The sequence below is a fragment of the Mesorhizobium sp. P2_E7 genome, from assembly GCF_056403855.1.
The window spans coordinates 1658242-1674704 of record NZ_JBFUER010000001.1 but is presented as its reverse complement, the minus strand read 5'-3'; the positions used below and the strand labels follow the sequence as shown (position 1 = coordinate 1674704).

Below are 16463 nucleotides of genomic sequence, written 5' to 3'. Positions count from 1 at the left end.
AGGTTCTAGTCGGAACAGATTGCCATGTTTGAAGTCGGCTGGACCGAAATGCTGGTGATCGCGATCGTCATGATCGTGGTCGTCGGGCCCAAGGATTTGCCAAATATGCTGCGCACCTTCGGCCGCACGACGGCGAAGCTGCGCGCCATGGCCGCCGACTTCCAGAAGCAATTCAACGAGGCGCTGAAGGAAGCCGAACTCGACGACGTCAAGAAGTCGGTCGATACGCTCAGAAGCCTCAACCCGGCAGCCGAGATCCGCAAGCAGCTCAATCCGTTCGAGCAGGCGGCAGCCGATGTGCGCTCCGGCGTCGATGCGGTGATGAAGCCGAAGCCGGCCGACGATCCCTCAACACCGGCGGCAGAGACGCCGCAGGCAGTGGAGCCGCTCAAGAACGGCGCGACGGTGATGCCCGGTGTGGGTGCGCCGGACGCTGCCCCGCTAGCGCCGATCTTTCCGGCCATGACTGATGAATCAGTGGTGACACCGGCTGCTGCAACGGCAGCGCCGCAAAAAGCGGCTGCGAAGAAGGCAGTGGCATCCAAGCAAGCCAGCGCCCCGGCAACCAAGACGGCGGCCAAGGCGACCCCGACAAAGGCGACACCTGCGGCCAAGGCTTCGGCTAAGCCGTCAGCAGCGCCCGCCAAGGTGGCGCCGGCAAAAGCCGCCAAATCAGCTGCTGCACCAAAGGCAGCTATAAAGGCTGACCCGAAGCCTGCGCCGGCCAAAAAGCCTGCGCCCAAGAAGACGGCCGGAGCCGCCAAGTGAGCATTACGGACAGCGAAAAGGACGAGATCGAGAAGTCGTCGGCTCCGCTGATGGAGCATCTGATCGAACTGCGCCGGCGGCTGATCTGGTCGATCGGCGGTTTCTTCGTTGCCTTCCTCGTCTGCTTCTTCTTCGCCAAGAAGCTGTTCAACCTTTTGGTCGTCCCGTTCAAATGGGCGACGCAATGGGCGGGACTCGATCCGCACAAGGTCGAGCTGATCTATACGGCGCCGCAGGAATTCTTCTTCACGCAGGTCAAGCTAGCCATGTTCGGCGGCATGGTCATCGCCTTTCCGCTGATCGCCACGCAGATCTACAAATTCATCGCGCCCGGCCTCTACAAGAACGAACGCAACGCCTTCCTGCCGTTCCTCATCGCTTCGCCGATCCTGTTCCTGATGGGCGCGTCGCTGGTTTATTTCTTCTTCACGCCGATGGTGATGTGGTTCTTCCTGGCCATGCAGCAGGCCGGCACCGACGACCAGGTGCAGATCTCGCTGCTGCCGAAAGTGTCTGAATATCTCAGCCTGATCATGACGCTGATTTTTTCCTTCGGCCTGGTGTTCCAGCTGCCGGTGGTGACCAGCCTGATGACGCGCGTCGGCATGTTGTCGTCGAAGGCGCTGGCCGAAAAGCGCAAATGGGCGATCGTCATCGCTTTCGTCGTCGCGGCCGTGCTGACGCCGCCCGATCCGATGAGCCAGATCGGTTTGGCCATCCCGACCATCCTGCTCTACGAAGTTTCAATCTGGGCGGCACGGCTGATCGAGCGCGACCAGGTCAAGCAGAAGCTGGCGCGCGAGAAGCAAGAAGCTGCCGAAGCTGTTGCCGAAAAGGCAGCGAAGGCATCTTCAACGCAGGCTTCTTCATAGACGGCAAGCCTTGGGCGGCTGCGCCTGCGGAAAAACGCGGCAGTCGCTGAACGCTCGTCTTGCATCGATCAAGGATGCGGTTTACGCCCTCTGGCCTAGCTTGAGGACGAACCAACATGCTCGATATCAAATGGATTCGCGACAACCCGAAGGCCCTTGTCGAGGCGCTGGCCAAGCGCTCGTGGTCGGCTGACGAGGCGCAGTCCACGGTCGACGATCTGATCGCCAAAGACGAGGCGCGGCGCGAGCACGTCACCGAATTGCAGACCAAGCAGGAACGCCGCAACGCCGCCTCGAAAGAGATCGGCAACGCCATGCGTTCGGGCGACGCAGCGCTTGCTGAAAAGCTCAAGGCCGAAGTCGGCGACATCAAGACCTTCATCCAGAATGGCGAGGCGCGCGAGCGCGAACTCGACAAGGCGCTGAACGACGCGCTGGCGGTGCTGCCCAACGTGCCGCTCGACGACGTGCCGGTCGGCAAGGACGAGCACGACAATGTCGTCAGGCATATTGTCGGCAAGGTGCCGACGCGGCCGAACTGGGTGAAAGAGCATTTCGAGATCGGCGAAGCGCTCGGCATGATGGATTTCGAGCGGGCGGCAAGGCTGTCGGGCTCGCGCTTCACCGTGCTGAAGAGCGGGCTGGCACGCATGGAGCGCGCCATCGGCCAGTTCATGCTCGATTTGCACACGACCGAGCACGGTTATGAGGAAATCATCCCGCCGCTGATGGTCAAGGACGAGGTCCTGTTCGGCACCAACCAGCTGCCGAAATTCGAGGACGATCTGTTCTTCACGCCGCATGGCGACGGCCGGCTGGGCCTGATTCCGACCGCCGAAGTGCCGCTCACCAATCTGGTGCGCGAGGAGATCACGGCGCATGAGAAACTGCCATTGCGCTATACCGCGCTGACGCCGTGCTTCCGCTCGGAGGCCGGCTCGGCCGGGCGTGACACACGCGGCATGCTGCGCCAGCACCAGTTTTACAAGGTCGAACTGGTCTCGATCACCGACCAGGAATCTTCGCTCGCCGAGCATGAGCGGATGACGCAATGCGCCGAGGAAGTGCTGAAGCGGCTGGAACTGCCGTTCCGCACCATGGTGCTGTGCACCGGCGACATGGGGTTTGGCGCGCGCAAGACCTGTGACATCGAGGTCTGGCTGCCCGGGCAGAACGCCTATCGCGAGATCTCGTCCTGCTCGGTCTGCGGCGATTTCCAGGCCCGGCGCATGGACGCCCGCTACAAGGACAGGGACGGCAAGGGCAACCGCTTCGTGCACACTCTGAACGGTTCGGGCACTGCCGTCGGCCGCGCTCTTATTGCTGTCATCGAAAACTACCAGAATGAGGATGGCAGCGTAACCATTCCTGAAGTGCTGCGGCCTTACATGGGTGGTCTGGCGAAGATCGAATCGAAATAATGCGCATTCTTCTGACCAATGATGACGGCATCCACGCCGAGGGCCTGGCGTCGCTCGAACGCATCGCCCGCACGCTGTCGGACGATGTCTGGGTGGTGGCGCCGGAGCAGGACCAGTCCGGCTATGCGCACTCGCTGTCGATCTCGGAGCCGCTGCGTCTGAGGAAGATCGGCGAGAAGCATTTTGCCGTGCGCGGCACGCCGACCGACTGCGTCATCATGGGCGTGAAGAAGATACTGCCCGAGCCGCCGGACCTTATCCTGTCTGGCGTCAATTCCGGCGCCAACATCGCCGACGACGTCACCTATTCCGGCACCGTGGCAGGCGCCATGGAAGGCGCGCTGCTCGGCATCCGTTCGATCGCGCTCAGCCAAGGCTATTCCTATGTCGGCGAGGACCGTGTCGTTCCGTACGAGACCACCGAGACGCTGGCGCCGGCGCTGCTGAAAAAGCTCGTCGCCATGCCGCTGCCGGACGGCGTCCTGCTCAACGTGAATTTTCCGAACTGTTTGCCCGATGAGGTCGCCGGCACGGTGGTCACTTCGCAAGGCAAGCTGGTGCACAGCCTGTGGGTCGACGAGCGCCGCGACGGGCGCGGCCTGCCTTATTACTGGCTGCGCTTCGGCCGCGAGCCGGTCGAAGGCAGAGAAGGCACCGACCTCCATGCCTTGCGCAACCGGCTGGTGTCGGTGACGCCGCTTCAGCTCGACCTCACCGCGCATGAAATCCGCGATCAACTGACCAAGGCACTCGCATAGACAAGGTTTTGGCATGAACAAGGTGTTGGCATGAACCTGCCGCTCGACGACCGCGAGGGTTTTGCTGCTTTCCTGCTGCGCCTGCGCGGTCAGGGCGCGGTGCCGAAGGCGCTGATCGCCGCCTTCGAGGCGACGCCGCGGCGCGGCTTCCTCAACGGCCAGTACCACTCGATTGCGTGGTCGGACGGCATGCTGCCGATCGAATGCGGCGAGGCGATCGAGGGCGCCGACCTGCAGGCGGCGGTGATCGCATCGTTGGCGATAGAGTCTGGCAACCGGGTGCTCGAGATCGGCACGGGGTCCGGCTACACGGCGGCGGTGATGTCGCGGCTGGCGGCGCGGGTCGTCTCGATCGACCGCTACAAGACGCTGACCGAGCAGGCGAAGCAGCGCTTCGAGGCGCTCGGCATCGGCAATGTCGTCGTGCGCCAGGCGGACGGTTCCAACGGGCTTGCCAATGAAGGGCCGTTCGACCGGATCGTCGCCTGGGCGGCATTCGACAGCCTGCCGCGTTTCCTGCTCGACCAGCTGTCGAGCGGCGGCATCGTCATCGCGCCGATCGGGCCGGAAGAGGGCGAGCAGGTGCTGGCCAAGCTGACCAAGGTCGGCAGCCGTTTCGAGCGCGAGGATATCGGAACCGTGCGCCTGCAACCGATCCTGCGCAGTGTCGCGGCTGTGATCTAGCAGCACGCTCGAATATTTTAAGAAAATTTGCGTCGGATTCTAATGGGTTAACCCGCCAGTAACATTAACGCGCTTTAATCATGACCAGTGTGTACCGGGTCTGTGCGGGTTAGTGCGATGCAATTCAGTGTTTTGAAGGCAAACGGGCGTACTCTGTCGCGGGGTTGCGCTGTCCTCATGCTAGCCGGCGTGGCTGCGGGGTGTAGCTCCCAGGCCTCGCGGTTCAACGGTGTAGACGACGTCTTCACCTCCTCGACCAACAATCAGCGCGCCATCATCGACAAGCAGAGCACCGCGCAGCCCTATCCGGGCGACGTTTCGGCAGCACCCGTCGATGGCAGCCACACCCAGTCGGTCAGCCGCTCCAGCCTGGAGCCGGTCACCGTCCAGCAGCTGCCGCCGCCAAGCCAGCCTGCGGCGGCGCCGATGCGCACCGCTTCGGCACCGGCGCTTGCACCGGCACCGCATGTCGACAGGACGATGACGACCGGCACCGTTCAGCCGGCAAGGCCGTTCAAGAATGCTGGTGAGTCCGATCCGAGACCGGCCGCTGCAGGCACGCCGCATGCCACCGAGATCGTCGTCAGGGACGGCGAGACCATTTCCGGCATCGCCCAGCGCTATCACGTGCCGGCCGATGTGATCATGAAGGTCAACGGCTTGAGCGCCACCAAGGGGCTGAAGACCGGCCAGAAGCTGGTCATCCCGGCCTATGCCTATTCGAGCAAAGGCACCGAGCCGAAGGTCGCCGACGGCAAGCCGGCGAACAGCCCCAAGGCGCCGGCGCCGGAGAAGGTCGCCGTGCTGCCGCAGCAGCCAAAAGTCAAAGACGGCAAATCCGCCGCGCAGGTCGACGCTTCGGCCGCCGCGAACAAGCCGAAGACCGACAAGCCGGCACAGCAGACGGCTGCGGCCACGCCCAAGGCGGGTGCGGGCACCTATACCGTGCAGTCGGGCGACACCATGTCCTCCATCGCACGCAAGACCGGCGTCGGCGTCGTCGCGCTGAAGCAGGCGAATGGCATGAAGGACGGTCTGCTCAAGATTGGCCAGACGCTGAAGGTTCCGGCCGGTGGCACTGCGACCGTCGCCAGCGTCAAGCCGGCAAAGGTTGATCCGGTGACGACGGCCACCACCCAGCCGGCGGCAAAGCCGACGGAGACGCTCGCGACCTACACACCGCCGAAGAAGGACGCCAAGGTAATCCAGCAGGCCGAGGACGACGACGCTGTTGCGCCGGATGCCACCGGCATCGGCAAGATGCGCTGGCCGGTCCGCGGCCGTGTCATCTCCAGCTTTGGTGGCGGCAAGGACGGTGTCGACATCGCGGTGCCGGAAGGCACGCCGGTCAAGGCGGCCGAGAATGGCGTCGTCATTTATGCCGGCGACGGCCTCAAGGAATTCGGCAACACGGTGCTGGTGCGCCACGAGAACGGGCTGGTCACCGTCTATGGCCACGCCAGTTCGATCGAGGTGCAGCGCGGCCAGAAGGTCAAGCGCGGCCAGGAAATCGCGTTGTCGGGCATGAGCGGCACCACCGACTCGCCGAAACTGCACTTCGAAGTGCGCAAGAACTCGGCCCCGGTCGATCCGTCCGGCTATCTCGAATAGAACAATAAACGATCGCAGGCCGTCTGACCTCCAGTCCGGCCCGCCGGCTCAGCCCGCCCTGCCAAAGGGCGGGCTTTTTCAGTTGTTTGTTTGACCATGATCTTATCCGAAAACCGGCTTCCACTTGTCGGGATCATGGTCGGACATCAGTCGTTGAGCGGCTTGCCGAGCCGTCCCGCCAGATCCTGGGTGAACTGCCAGGCGACGCGGCCGGAGCGGCTGCCGCGCGTCGTCGCCCATTCGAGCGCCTCGGCGCGCAGCTGCTCAGGGTCGATCTCCAGCCCGTGATGGCTGGCATAGCCATTGATCATGTCGAGATATTCGTCCTGCGAACATTTGTGGAAGCCGAGCCACAGGCCGAAACGGTCGGACAGCGAGACCTTTTCCTCGACCGCCTCGGACGGGTTGATGGCGGTCGAGCGCTCATTGTCGATCATGTCGCGCGGCAACAGGTGCCGGCGGTTCGAGGTGGCGTAGAAGATGACATTGGCCGGGCGGCCCTCGACGCCGCCTTCAAGGGCAGCCTTCAGCGACTTGTAGGACGTGTCGTCATGGTCGAAGGAGAGGTCGTCGCAAAACAGGATGATGCGGAAGGGCGCCGCCTTCAACTGGCCCATCAGCCTGGGCAGCGTGTCGATGTCCTCGCGGTGGATCTCGATCAGCTTCAGCGGCAGGTCGGATTTGGCCTTGGCATTGATCTCGGCATGCACCGCTTTGACCAGCGATGACTTGCCCATGCCGCGCGCGCCCCACAGCAACACGTTGTTGGCGGCGTGGCCGGCGGCGAAGCGCTCGGTGTTTTCAACCAGAATGTCGCGCACCCGGTCGACGCCGCGGATCAGGCCGATGTCGACCCGATTGACCTTGCGCACCGGCTCGAGATAGCCGGGATCGGCCTGCCAGACGAAGCAGTCGGCCACGGCAAGATCGGTCTGCGGCACCGGCGGCGGGGCGAGGCGGGTGACCGCCTCGATCAGGCGGTCGAGCTTCTCGTTCAGGGCCTCGATGGTGCTGTCGGTCATGTCTCGGTCTTTTGTTTTGTTCTGAAAACGTGCGCAGGGGCGGACATCGTCCTGTTCCGGGTGATAGAAACTGGTTCCAAGCTTTTGTTTGAGCATGATCTTTTGCAAAAACCACGCCCGCTATCCGGGTGCATGCTCTAACACGGGTCAACCGGTCGGAAAAGCAGCCGAAAGCCGGGCCGTCCAGTTGCATTGGCAACTTTACCCACTATATTCCGGCCAAATTTGGCGAGGCCGCCTTGTGGCCTTCTTCGTAACCAGGAGTTCTTGATGTTCGTCACACCGGCATACGCCCAAGCCACCGGAACTCCGCTTGGTCCGTTCGGGGATATCGGCATGATACTCCCGTTCGTGCTGATCTTCGTGATCATGTATTTCCTCATCATCCGGCCGCAGCGCGCGCAGCTGAAGAAGCGCCAGGAGATGCTCTCGGCGGTGCGCCGTGGCGACACGGTCATCACCGGCGGCGGCTTTGTCGGCAAGGTCACCAAGGTGATCGACGACCATGAGCTCGAGATCGACCTCGGCGGCGGCACCAAGGTGACGGCGCTGCGCTCGACGATCGCCGATGTGCGGGTCAAGGGCGAGCCGGTGGCCAACCAGAACGCGAAGAAGTAAGTCCAGAACAGAACCGGATTTTAGGGCAGGGTAAACCAGCAACGGGCAACGCCATATGCGGTTTTCGCGCCTTACGAAGATCCTGATCTGGCTGGCGGTTGCGGTCGTGGTGGTGTTTGGCGTGCTGCTCGGCGCGCGCTCCCTGAAGCCGGACGGCACGCTCGACGATCTTCTTGCCTGGCTGCCGAAGCGGCACGCGAGCTTCGAGCAACTGGGCGGCTCGCAGTTGCTGCTCGAGGTGGAGAAGGACGATCTGATCAAGTCTCGTCTCGAGACGGTGCTTGCCGACATTCGCACGCTGCTGCGCGACGCTCGAGTTGGCTATAAGGGGCTTGGTCAGTCGGGCCGCGAGGCACATCTCGAGATTAGAGATCCAGCACAAGTCGATGCCGCCAAGAAAGCCCTGAAGATATTTACCGATCCGGTCGCCGGGGATAATCCGGTCAAGGAGATGCTGCTTGATGAGCCGGAACCAGGACTGCTCAGGTTCACGCTGACGGATGAGGGGGTGAAGCTGCGGACGTCGATGGCGTTGGCGCAATCGTTGGAAGTTGTCGAACGCCGGGTCAGCGACGGCATCGGCGTTGAACCGATCTTAAAGCCCCAGGGCAGTGACCGCCTCCTGGTTCAGGTGCCTGGCTTGCAGACGCCGGCTCGGCTTACCGACATTCTGGGGCAGCCCGGCAATTTGACCTTGCAGATGGTCGATACGACGATGCCGGTACAGGACGCTCTCAGTGGCCGTCCGCCGGCAGGCTCCTCGGTGCTTTATTCGCAGGACGATCCGCCGGTTCCGTATCTGGTCGAAAATCGCGTCATTGTTTCCGGCGACAACATCGTCAATGCCCAGGCAACCTACAACTCGGCCATGAACGAGCCGGTTGTATCGTTCGCCTTCGACGCCAAGGGTAAGACGCGTTTTGCTGAGGCGACCTCACAGAATGTCGGCAAGCCGTTTGCGATAATCCTCGACAATCAGGTGCTTTCGGCTCCCATCATCCGTGAACCGATCCTGGGCGGCACCGGTCAGATATCGGGCAACTTCACTAAGGAGAGCGCCGACGATCTTGCTCTGCTCCTGCGCTCGGGCCCCATGCCGGCAAAGCTGAAAATAGTCGAGGTACGAACGATAGCGCCCGGCGGCGTTCAGAATTAGAATGGAAACCGGCGAAGGCGATTGGCGCCCGGTGCGACCCCGGTCGCAGCGCCGAATTGACCTTAGCGCGCTCGACAATCAACGATGTGCAGGGTAAGGGCGAGCCGGTGGCAAATAACAACGCCAAGAAATAACCGAATTGTCGGCGGAACGATCCGCCAGTATGCCCTGACGGACGACGCCATATGCTGTATTTTTCGCGCCTGAAGATGATCCTGATCTGGCTGGCCGTGGCCGCCACGTTCATCCTTGCCGCGCCCAACCTTTTCCCCGCCAGCACATTGGCCCAGCTGCCAAGCTGGGTGCCGAAGCGGCAGATGACGCTGGGTCTCGACCTGCAGGGCGGCTCGCACATCCTCTTGCAGATGGACCAGAACGATCTGGTCAAGGCGCAGCTGGAAACGACGCGCGACGAAATCCGCACACTGCTGCGCGACGCGAAGGTGGGCTATACCGGCCTTGGCGGTACCGGCAAAACCGTGCAGGTGCGCATAACGGATCCCAATCAGATCGATGCCGCAAAGACGGCGCTTAAGCCGCTGACCGATCCGGTCGCCGCCGGCCTGTTCACCGGTGGTTCCATCCAGGAAATGTCGCTGGATGATTCCGAAGCCGGCGTGCTCAAGTTCACCGTCACCGATGCCGGCGTCAAATACCGCACCTCGGCCGCATTGGCGCAGTCGATCGAAGTCGTCGAGCGCCGCGTCAACGAACTCGGCACCACCGAGCCGATCGTGCAGCGGCAGGGCGACGACCGTGTGCTGGTCCAGGTGCCTGGCCTGCAGGATCCGCAAAGGCTGAAGGAGATCATCGGCCAGACCGCCAAGATGACCTTCCAGATGGTCGACACTTCGATGTCGGTGCAGGATGCGCTGAATGGCCGCCCGCCGGCCGGCTCCTCGGTGCTTTACTCGCAGGACGATCCGCCGGTTCCCTATCTGGTCGAAAACCGCGTCATCGTTTCGGGCGAAGATCTCGCCAAGGCGACGGCAACCTACAACTCGCAGAACAACGAGCCGGTGGTTGCGTTCACCTTCAATTCGCGCGGCGCGACCCGGTTCGGCCAGGCGACGCAGCAGAATGTCGGCAAGCCGTTCGCCATCATCCTCGACAATCAGGTGATTTCGGCGCCGGTGATCCGCGAGCCGATCCTCGGCGGCAGCGGCCAGATTTCCGGCAATTTCACCGCCGAAAGCGCCAACGACCTCGCAGTGTTGCTGCGCGCCGGCGCGCTGCCGGCAAAGCTGACCGTGATCGAAGAACGCACCGTCGGCCCGGGTCTCGGCCAGGATTCGATCCATGCCGGCAAGGTCGCCGGCATTATTGGCTCCATTCTCGTCGTCGCCTTCATGTTCGTCGCCTACGGCTTCCTCGGCTTCCTCGCCAACATTGCGCTGGCCGTACACGTGGCGATGATCGTCGGTCTGTTGTCGCTGCTGGGCGCGACGCTGACCTTGCCCGGCATTGCCGGTATCGTGCTGACCATCGGCATGGCGGTCGATTCCAACGTTCTGATCTATGAACGCATTCGTGAGGAGCGACGCGCCGGACGCTCGGTGATCCAGGCGATCGATACCGGCTTCACCAAAGCCTTGGCGACCATCGTCGATTCCAACGTGACGTCGCTGATCGCCACGGTGGTGCTGTTTTATCTCGGCACCGGGCCGGTCAAGGGCTTTGCCATCACCTACGCCATCGGCATCCTGACCACGGTGTTCACCGCCTTCACCTTCACCCGCCTGCTGGTGTCGATCTGGCTGCGCCGCGCGCGTCCGAAGGAATTGCCGCGGGCACCGGTGACCTTCATTCCGCCTGGCACGAAGATTCCGTTCATGGGCATCCGGCGTTGGACGTTCGCGCTGTCCAGCCTGCTGTCGGTCCTGTCGGTGGTGCTGTTCCTGACCGTCGATATCAACTACGGCATCGACTTCAAGGGCGGTTCGATCATCGAGGTGCAGTCCAAGCAAGGCGGCGCCGACATCGGCGATATCAGAAGCCGGTTGTCAGAGCTCAACATCGGTGAAGTGCAGGTGCAGCAGTTCGGCGCACCGAACGACGTGCTGATCCGTGTCGGCACCCAGGAGGGCGGCGAGAACGCCGAGCAGACCGTCATCGACAAGGTGCGCGGCGAACTGCAGGACACTTATGATTTCCGCCGCGTCGAAGTGGTGGGTCCCACCGTTTCGGGCGAATTGGCCAAGCAAGGCACCATCGCCATGCTGATCGCGCTGATCGGCATCCTGGTCTATGTCTGGTTCCGCTTCGAATGGCAATTCGCGGTCGGGGCCATCGTGGCCACGGTGCACGATGTGGTGATGACGCTGGGCTTCTTCGTCATCACCGGGCTCGAGTTCAACCAGTCGTCGCTGGCGGCAATCCTGACCATCATCGGCTATTCGCTCAACGACACGATCGTCGTCTATGACCGCGTTCGAGAAGATTTGCGGAAATACAAGAAAATGCCGCTGCCGCAACTCTTGAACAACGCCATCAACGAGACGCTGTCGAGAACGACGCTGACCTCGGTGACGACGATCCTGGCGCTGCTGGCGCTGGTGCTGTTCGGCGGCGAAGTGATCCGTTCGTTCACCATGGCGATGCTGTTCGGTGTCGTCTTCGGCACCTACTCGTCGATCTTTATTGCAGCACCCTTGCTGATCCTGTTCAGGTTGCGGCCGCAGGCCACGACCGCCGACGAGGAAAAGCCGGTGGGTGGCGGCAAGGCCGTGGCGACCTGACGGCCGCTCAGGTGGCAAAAGGCATCGTCATCCGCGAGGCGCATTTTCCCGGCCGCGCGCCGATCGAGGCCTATGGCAATGGCGGCTTCCGCTTCGCCGATATGTCGCATCGCGGCTCGCTTCTGTGCCTGCCCTCCGGCATCCATGGCTGGGAACCGGCCGATCCGCTGGCGCTGACGGCGGCGGATTTCGGGCTGCTTTTGGCCGAGGCTGGCAAGGTCGAGATCCTGCTGGTCGGCACAGGCAAGGACTTGCGGCCGTTGCCCGCAGCGCTGCGTGCTGCGTTGAAGGCCGCTGGCATTGGCTCCGACCCGATGTCGACGGGCGCTGCGGTGCGGACCTACAATGTGCTGCTCGCCGAAGACCGCGCCGTGGCCGCGGCGCTGATCGCCGTCGACTGACGTGACCGATACCGCCAACATCGTCATGGAGGCGGTGCGCGCCGGCGACCATGATCGCTATGTCAGCGCACTCTATGCGCCCGCCGACAAGCGCGCGGCGCTGTTTTCGCTTTACGCCTTCAATGCCGAGATCGCCTCTGTCCGCGACCGCATCCATGAGGGATTGCCGGGCGAGGTGAGGCTGCAATGGTGGCGCGATGTCATCGCCGCCGAGGCCGCAGCGACAGGCAACCCGCTCGCCGACGCGTTGAAGGCGACGATTGCCGCCCATGGGCTGCCGAAAGCTGCCTTCGACAACATGCTCGAAGCCCGCATATTCGACCTCTATGACGATCCGATGCCGTCGCGTACCGATCTTGAAGGCTATTGCGGCGAGACGGCGGCGGCGCTGATCCAGCTGACGGCGCTGGTGCTCGATCCCGTTGAGGCGCCGCGCTTTGCCGAACTGGCTGGCAGGGCGGGCTGTGCGCAGGCAATGACCGGCCTGTTGCTGCTGTTGCCGCTGCATCGTCGGCGCGGCCAATGCTTCGTGCCGGCCGATATCCTGGCGGCAGCGGGCTCGTCGCCGGAGGAGTTTGTCAGCGGCGATGGCGGGCCCGGCGCGGCGCGCGCGGTGGCCGCAATGATCGCGCTGGCGCAGGAGCATCTCGGCGCTTTCGAGCAAGGGGCTCCGGCCCTGCCGGAGACGCTGCGCCCGGCCTTTCTGCCGCTGGCCCTGACCAGCGCCTATCTCAGTAAGATGGCGAGTGGTCGCCAGGCGCCGCTGGCCGGCGTAGCACGGCTTTCGGCGTTGCGCCGGCATTGGCTGTTGCTCAGACGCGCAATGCGGGGCTGGCCAGCCATTTGACGTAAACGTCAATCGTGCTAGAGATTCTTCGGCCCGAAATCGTCGCCAGAAGACGCGACCGGTCCGGAGGGGATTTCTGTTCATGAGCCTGCCTGTGCTGGTCGCACTCGTTGTTGTCGGCATTGCGCTGTCGGTTCTGGCCGTGCACTTCACCGGCGGCAGCAAGATTGCGACGCTTGCCGGCAAAGATCAGGCGCTCAGCCGGTTTGCCGATGATTTTCCCGACGAGAAGGTGGCGACGGTGCGCCTGACGGCGGACGCCAGGACGGCGTTCCTTGATCTCGGGGAGGGGCGTTGCGGCATCGTCCACAGTGTCGGCGACTGCTTCTTGACCCGCGTCGTCACGCCGCACGACATCCGGGGCCTCGACGTCGACGAGGCCGGCGCGATCACACTCAGACTGGCCGACTTCACCTGGAAGGGCGGACGCTTCGCCTTTGTCGACAAGGCTGACGCCAGGGCTGTCGCCGCAGCGCTTGCGCCGCCCAATCCGAGCCTCGCCAGGGAGGCCGCGTGATGGACGATTATAATTTCCCGCAAGTCACGCAGCTTGCCATCCCGTTCTTCGTCGCCGCGATCCTGATCGAATTGTGGCTGGTGCGCACCGGCCGCGCCAAGGGCTCGTTCGAGACACGCGACACGCTGACCAGCCTGATGATGGGCACCGGCAATGTCGTTGCCGGCCTGCTGCTCGGCGTCGTTTCCTACTGGGCGCTGCTGTGGCTCTGGCAGTTCCGCTTCTTCAATCTCGGCCTGTCTGTCTGGGTGTTCCTGGTGGCGTTCCGGCTCGACGATCTGCGGTACTATGTCTACCACCGCATCGCGCACCGGGTGCGCTGGGTGTGGGCCGAGCACGTCAACCACCATTCCAGCCAGCACTACAATCTGTCGACGGCGCTGAGGCAAAGCTGGACCGGACTGTTCACCTTCATGTTCGTGCTGCAGGCGCCTCTGGTGCTGCTCGGCTTCCATCCGGCCGTCATCGCCTTCACCTTCGGCTTCAACCTGGTCTGGCAGTTCTGGATCCACACCGAAGCCATCGGCAAGATGTGGGGCTGGTTCGAATTCGTCTTCAACACGCCCTCGCATCACCGCGTCCACCACGCCACCAACCCGCGCTATCTCGACGCCAACTATGCCGGCACGCTGATCATCTGGGACCGCATCTTCGGCACCTTTGTCGAGGAATTGGAGGAAGACCGGCCGCGCTACGGCATCGTGAAAAATCTCGGCACCTTCAACCCGCTGAAGGTGGCCTTTCACGAATGGATCGGCATGTTCAGGGATGCCTTCGCACCGGGGCTGACGATGCGCGATCGCGTCAACTACCTGATCAAGCCGCCGGGCTGGAGCCATGACGGCTCGCGCGAGACTTCGGAGAGTTTGAAGGCGGCCTATGTCAGGCGCAATCCGGGAGAGGCGGGCAAGCCGGGGCTGCCGATGACGGGTGCCGAGCCGGCGGAGTAGTTACTGCCTCAGGATGGGTCGCTGGACCCTCCGTCGCGCATCAGCGTTTCGTAGTCGCGACCGCCATAGAAGATGTTGACAATGTGCACAGCGTCGCTTTCGATTACATAGGCGATGACGGCCGAATGTTCGAACGGAACGGTTCGCAGTCCGGGCGAGATATCATCCCTTGATCGACCGCCGCGAGGCGCATTGCCTATGCTTTGGCAGCGCTCCCTGATCCGATCCATGAAACCGTTTGCTACGTTTTCGCTGCCGCTTGCCTCAAGGATGTAGCTGCCTATCGCTTCGAGATCGGAGATCGCGTTTTCGCTAAGAGCGACGACGAGGCGCTGGATCATCATGGCCTTGCGCCAGTTGCGAGATTCGGCTCTTCACCCGATCAATTGCTTCGTTGAGCGGGACAGCGGGCCTTGTGTCCTCGATCGATGCCTTCACCCGCGCTCGGATCGAGGCAATGCGCTCAGCGTGCTCATCCTCTTCACGCTGGAAGGCGCGAAGGGCGGCACGAATGACTTCGCTTGCCGAGCCGAAAGATCCGTCCTCGACCTTTTCTCGGATCATGCGAGCCATGGCGGGTGTAACGGTGACGGACAGCTTCTCGGCGGATTCCATGATTGGGCTCCATCATGCACAAAGTAGGATACTATCCTACTTTGTGCCGAGCGTCCAACCTGAACATGCTTACTCCGCCGCCTCGGCTCGCGCCGGCAGCCCCAGCCATTCCCGGCAATCCGCCTGTGCGCGCGACGTGATCGCATGGCGCTTGGCAACGGTCTTGTCCTTGCCGCGCATCCGCTTGCCCTCGGTCTTCGGCGCCTCCACCGGCGGGAACAGGCCGAAATTGACGTTCATCGGCTGGAAGGAGCGTTTGCCCGGCTCGTCGTCGGAGACGATGTGGCCGCCGGTGATGTGGTTGAGCAGGGCGCCGAAGGCGGTGGTTAGCGGCGGCAGCGACGGGGCGTGGCCGAGCCGCTCGGCGGCGGCGAAGCGGCCGGCAAGCAGGCCGATGGCCGCGCTCTCGACATAGCCCTCGCAGCCGGTGATCTGGCCGGCAAAGCGCAGGCCGGGCCGCGACTTCAGTTGCAGCGAGGCGTCGAGCAAAGTCGGGGAATTGATGTAGGTGTTGCGATGCAGGCCGCCGAGGCGGGCGAAATCGGCGTTTTCCAGGCCCGGAATGGTGCGGAAAACACGCACCTGCTCGGCATGCTTCAGCTTGGTCTGGAAACCGACCATGTTGTAGAGCGTGCCCAGCGCATTGTCCTGGCGCAGCTGCACGACGGCATAGGCTTTTACCGTCGGATTGTGCGCATTGGTCAGCCCCATCGGCTTCATCGGACCGTAGCGCAGCGTCTCGACACCGCGCTCGGCCATGATCTCGATCGGCAGGCAGCCGTCGAAATAGGGTGTGCCTTCCCATTGCTTGAATTCGGTTTTCTGGCCGTCGATTAGCGCCTGCACGAAGGCGAGATACTGCCCCTTGTCCATCGGACAATTGATGTAGTCCTTGCCGGTGCCGCCGGGGCCGACCTTGTCGTAGCGCGACTGGAACCAGCAGGTGTCCATATCGATCGTGTCGAAATGGATGATCGGGGCAATGGCGTCGAAGAAAGCCAGCGCATCGGCGCCGGTCGCGTCGGCGATCGACTGGGCAAGCGAAGGTGCTGTCAGCGGGCCGGTGGCGATGATCGCCTGATCCCATTCAGCCGGCGGAAGGCCCGGCACTTCCTCGCGCTCAATGGTGATCAGCGGGTGCGCTTCGAGCTTTTTCGTAACCGCATCGGAGAAACCGTCGCGGTCGACGGCAAGCGCGCCGCCGGCCGGCACCTGGTTGGCGTCGCCGGCGCTCATGATCAGCGAACCGGCGAGCCGCATTTCGGCATGCAGCAGGCCGACGGCGTTGTTTTCGGCATCGTCGGAGCGGAAGGAATTGGAGCAGACGAGCTCCGCCAACCCGTCCGTCTTGTGGGCATCGGTGCCGCGCACCGGGCGCATTTCATGCAAGATGACGGGAACGCCGGCTTGTGCCGCCTGCCAGGCGGCTTCGGAGCCGGCAAGGCCGCCGCCGACGATATGGATGGGATTTTTGCTCATGAGCGC

17 protein-coding genes are annotated in these 16463 nt (G+C 63.1%); 13 read left to right on the top strand and 4 right to left on the bottom strand.

The genetic code is table 11. The features are described from left to right. Window positions 1-24 precede the first annotated feature (24 nt). The 6 genes from tatB (at window position 25) to AC1DYC_RS08515 (ending at window position 6114) form a co-directional block, all read left to right on the top strand. Complete coding sequence (gene tatB, locus AC1DYC_RS08540; protein ID WP_477405427.1) at window positions 25-768, top strand: Sec-independent protein translocase protein TatB; 744 nt, start codon at window positions 25-27, stop codon at window positions 766-768. Then, entirely contained in the window at window positions 765-1640 is an 876-nt protein-coding gene (tatC, locus tag AC1DYC_RS08535; protein ID WP_477401452.1) for a twin-arginine translocase subunit TatC, read from the top strand. Before tatB ends, tatC begins: the two co-directional genes overlap by 4 nt. Before the next feature lie 116 nt (window positions 1641-1756). After that, window positions 1757-3061 (top strand): serine--tRNA ligase, encoded by a 1305-nt coding sequence (gene serS, locus AC1DYC_RS08530; protein WP_477405425.1) that lies wholly within the window; start codon window positions 1757-1759, stop codon window positions 3059-3061. Continuing rightward, window positions 3061-3819 carry a 5'/3'-nucleotidase SurE gene (gene surE, locus AC1DYC_RS08525; RefSeq protein WP_477405423.1) on the top strand — a complete coding sequence of 253 codons (759 nt, stop codon included), beginning with the start codon at window positions 3061-3063 and terminating at the stop codon, window positions 3817-3819. The genes serS and surE overlap by 1 nt, the downstream gene beginning before the upstream one ends. 30 nt (window positions 3820-3849) lie before the next feature. Continuing rightward, a complete protein-coding gene (locus tag AC1DYC_RS08520) occupies window positions 3850-4503 on the top strand; it encodes a protein-L-isoaspartate(D-aspartate) O-methyltransferase (protein ID WP_477405421.1) in 654 nt (217 codons plus the stop codon). A 117-nt stretch (window positions 4504-4620) separates the two neighbouring features. Continuing rightward, window positions 4621-6114 carry a peptidoglycan DD-metalloendopeptidase family protein gene (locus AC1DYC_RS08515; RefSeq protein WP_477405419.1) on the top strand — a complete coding sequence of 498 codons (1494 nt, stop codon included), beginning with the start codon at window positions 4621-4623 and terminating at the stop codon, window positions 6112-6114. A 146-nt stretch (window positions 6115-6260) separates the two neighbouring features. Here the strand turns inward: AC1DYC_RS08515 and AC1DYC_RS08510 are convergent, their stop codons facing one another. After that, window positions 6261-7136, bottom strand: coding sequence for an ATP-binding protein (locus tag AC1DYC_RS08510; RefSeq protein ID WP_477308093.1), 876 nt, complete (start codon window positions 7134-7136; stop codon window positions 6261-6263). Between the two features lie 270 nt (window positions 7137-7406). On the opposite strand from AC1DYC_RS08510, the gene yajC reads away from it, so the two are divergent. The 7 genes from yajC (at window position 7407) to AC1DYC_RS08475 (ending at window position 14363) form a co-directional block, all read left to right on the top strand. Next, complete coding sequence (gene yajC, locus AC1DYC_RS08505) at window positions 7407-7754, top strand: preprotein translocase subunit YajC (RefSeq protein ID WP_112564772.1); 348 nt, start codon at window positions 7407-7409, stop codon at window positions 7752-7754. 55 nt (window positions 7755-7809) lie between these two features. Next, entirely contained in the window at window positions 7810-8910 is a 1101-nt protein-coding gene (locus AC1DYC_RS08500; RefSeq protein ID WP_477405417.1) for a SecDF P1 head subdomain-containing protein, read from the top strand. Between the two features lie 185 nt (window positions 8911-9095). After that, window positions 9096-11648: a protein translocase subunit SecDF gene (secDF, locus tag AC1DYC_RS08495; protein ID WP_477405415.1), complete on the top strand. Its 2553-nt coding sequence runs from the start codon at window positions 9096-9098 to the stop codon at window positions 11646-11648. Between the two features lie 11 nt (window positions 11649-11659). Continuing rightward, the gene (locus AC1DYC_RS08490; protein WP_477308100.1) at window positions 11660-12049 is read left to right on the top strand and encodes an Mth938-like domain-containing protein; all 390 of its coding nucleotides are present in this window, start codon (window positions 11660-11662) and stop codon (window positions 12047-12049) included. A gap of 25 nt (window positions 12050-12074) precedes the next feature. Further along, complete coding sequence (locus AC1DYC_RS08485; RefSeq protein ID WP_477408215.1) at window positions 12075-12896, top strand: phytoene/squalene synthase family protein; 822 nt, start codon at window positions 12075-12077, stop codon at window positions 12894-12896. Window positions 12897-12978: 82 nt separating this feature from the next. Further along, window positions 12979-13413 carry a hypothetical protein gene (locus AC1DYC_RS08480; protein WP_477405413.1) on the top strand — a complete coding sequence of 145 codons (435 nt, stop codon included), beginning with the start codon at window positions 12979-12981 and terminating at the stop codon, window positions 13411-13413. Beyond that, window positions 13413-14363: a sterol desaturase family protein gene (locus AC1DYC_RS08475; protein ID WP_477405411.1), complete on the top strand. Its 951-nt coding sequence runs from the start codon at window positions 13413-13415 to the stop codon at window positions 14361-14363. The genes AC1DYC_RS08480 and AC1DYC_RS08475 overlap by 1 nt, the downstream gene beginning before the upstream one ends. Window positions 14364-14371: 8 nt before the next feature. Here the strand turns inward: AC1DYC_RS08475 and AC1DYC_RS08470 are convergent, their stop codons facing one another. From AC1DYC_RS08470 to trmFO, 3 genes are all read right to left on the bottom strand, one after another. Further along, window positions 14372-14704 carry a type II toxin-antitoxin system RelE/ParE family toxin gene (locus tag AC1DYC_RS08470; RefSeq protein WP_477408213.1) on the bottom strand — a complete coding sequence of 111 codons (333 nt, stop codon included), beginning with the start codon at window positions 14702-14704 and terminating at the stop codon, window positions 14372-14374. Continuing rightward, a complete protein-coding gene (locus AC1DYC_RS08465; protein ID WP_477405409.1) occupies window positions 14676-14978 on the bottom strand; it encodes a type II toxin-antitoxin system ParD family antitoxin in 303 nt (100 codons plus the stop codon). Before AC1DYC_RS08465 ends, AC1DYC_RS08470 begins: the two co-directional genes overlap by 29 nt. A 69-nt stretch (window positions 14979-15047) precedes the next feature. Beyond that, complete coding sequence (gene trmFO, locus AC1DYC_RS08460) at window positions 15048-16457, bottom strand: methylenetetrahydrofolate--tRNA-(uracil(54)-C(5))-methyltransferase (FADH(2)-oxidizing) TrmFO (protein WP_477405407.1); 1410 nt, start codon at window positions 16455-16457, stop codon at window positions 15048-15050. Between the last annotated feature and the right edge of the window lie 6 nt (window positions 16458-16463).

Excerpts from the sequence above, each read along its gene's own strand:
- tatB (WP_477405427.1), top strand. The coding sequence starts at position 25 with ATGTTTGAAGTCGGCTGGACCGAAATGCTGGTGATCGCGATCGTCATG.
- serS (WP_477405425.1), top strand. The coding sequence starts at position 1,757 with ATGCTCGATATCAAATGGATTCGCGACAACCCGAAGGCCCTTGTCGAG.
- surE (WP_477405423.1), top strand. The coding sequence starts at position 3,061 with ATGCGCATTCTTCTGACCAATGATGACGGCATCCACGCCGAGGGCCTG.
- AC1DYC_RS08520 (WP_477405421.1), top strand. The coding sequence starts at position 3,850 with ATGAACCTGCCGCTCGACGACCGCGAGGGTTTTGCTGCTTTCCTGCTG.
- AC1DYC_RS08515 (WP_477405419.1), top strand. The coding sequence starts at position 4,621 with ATGCAATTCAGTGTTTTGAAGGCAAACGGGCGTACTCTGTCGCGGGGT.
- AC1DYC_RS08510 (WP_477308093.1), bottom strand. The coding sequence starts at position 7,136 with ATGACCGACAGCACCATCGAGGCCCTGAACGAGAAGCTCGACCGCCTG.
- yajC (WP_112564772.1), top strand. The coding sequence starts at position 7,407 with ATGTTCGTCACACCGGCATACGCCCAAGCCACCGGAACTCCGCTTGGT.
- AC1DYC_RS08500 (WP_477405417.1), top strand. The coding sequence starts at position 7,810 with ATGCGGTTTTCGCGCCTTACGAAGATCCTGATCTGGCTGGCGGTTGCG.
- secDF (WP_477405415.1), top strand. The coding sequence starts at position 9,096 with ATGCTGTATTTTTCGCGCCTGAAGATGATCCTGATCTGGCTGGCCGTG.
- AC1DYC_RS08485 (WP_477408215.1), top strand. The coding sequence starts at position 12,075 with ATGGAGGCGGTGCGCGCCGGCGACCATGATCGCTATGTCAGCGCACTC.
- AC1DYC_RS08480 (WP_477405413.1), top strand. The coding sequence starts at position 12,979 with ATGAGCCTGCCTGTGCTGGTCGCACTCGTTGTTGTCGGCATTGCGCTG.
- AC1DYC_RS08475 (WP_477405411.1), top strand. The coding sequence starts at position 13,413 with ATGGACGATTATAATTTCCCGCAAGTCACGCAGCTTGCCATCCCGTTC.
- AC1DYC_RS08470 (WP_477408213.1), bottom strand. The coding sequence starts at position 14,704 with ATGATCCAGCGCCTCGTCGTCGCTCTTAGCGAAAACGCGATCTCCGAT.
- AC1DYC_RS08465 (WP_477405409.1), bottom strand. The coding sequence starts at position 14,978 with ATGGAATCCGCCGAGAAGCTGTCCGTCACCGTTACACCCGCCATGGCT.
- trmFO (WP_477405407.1), bottom strand. The coding sequence starts at position 16,457 with ATGAGCAAAAATCCCATCCATATCGTCGGCGGCGGCCTTGCCGGCTCC.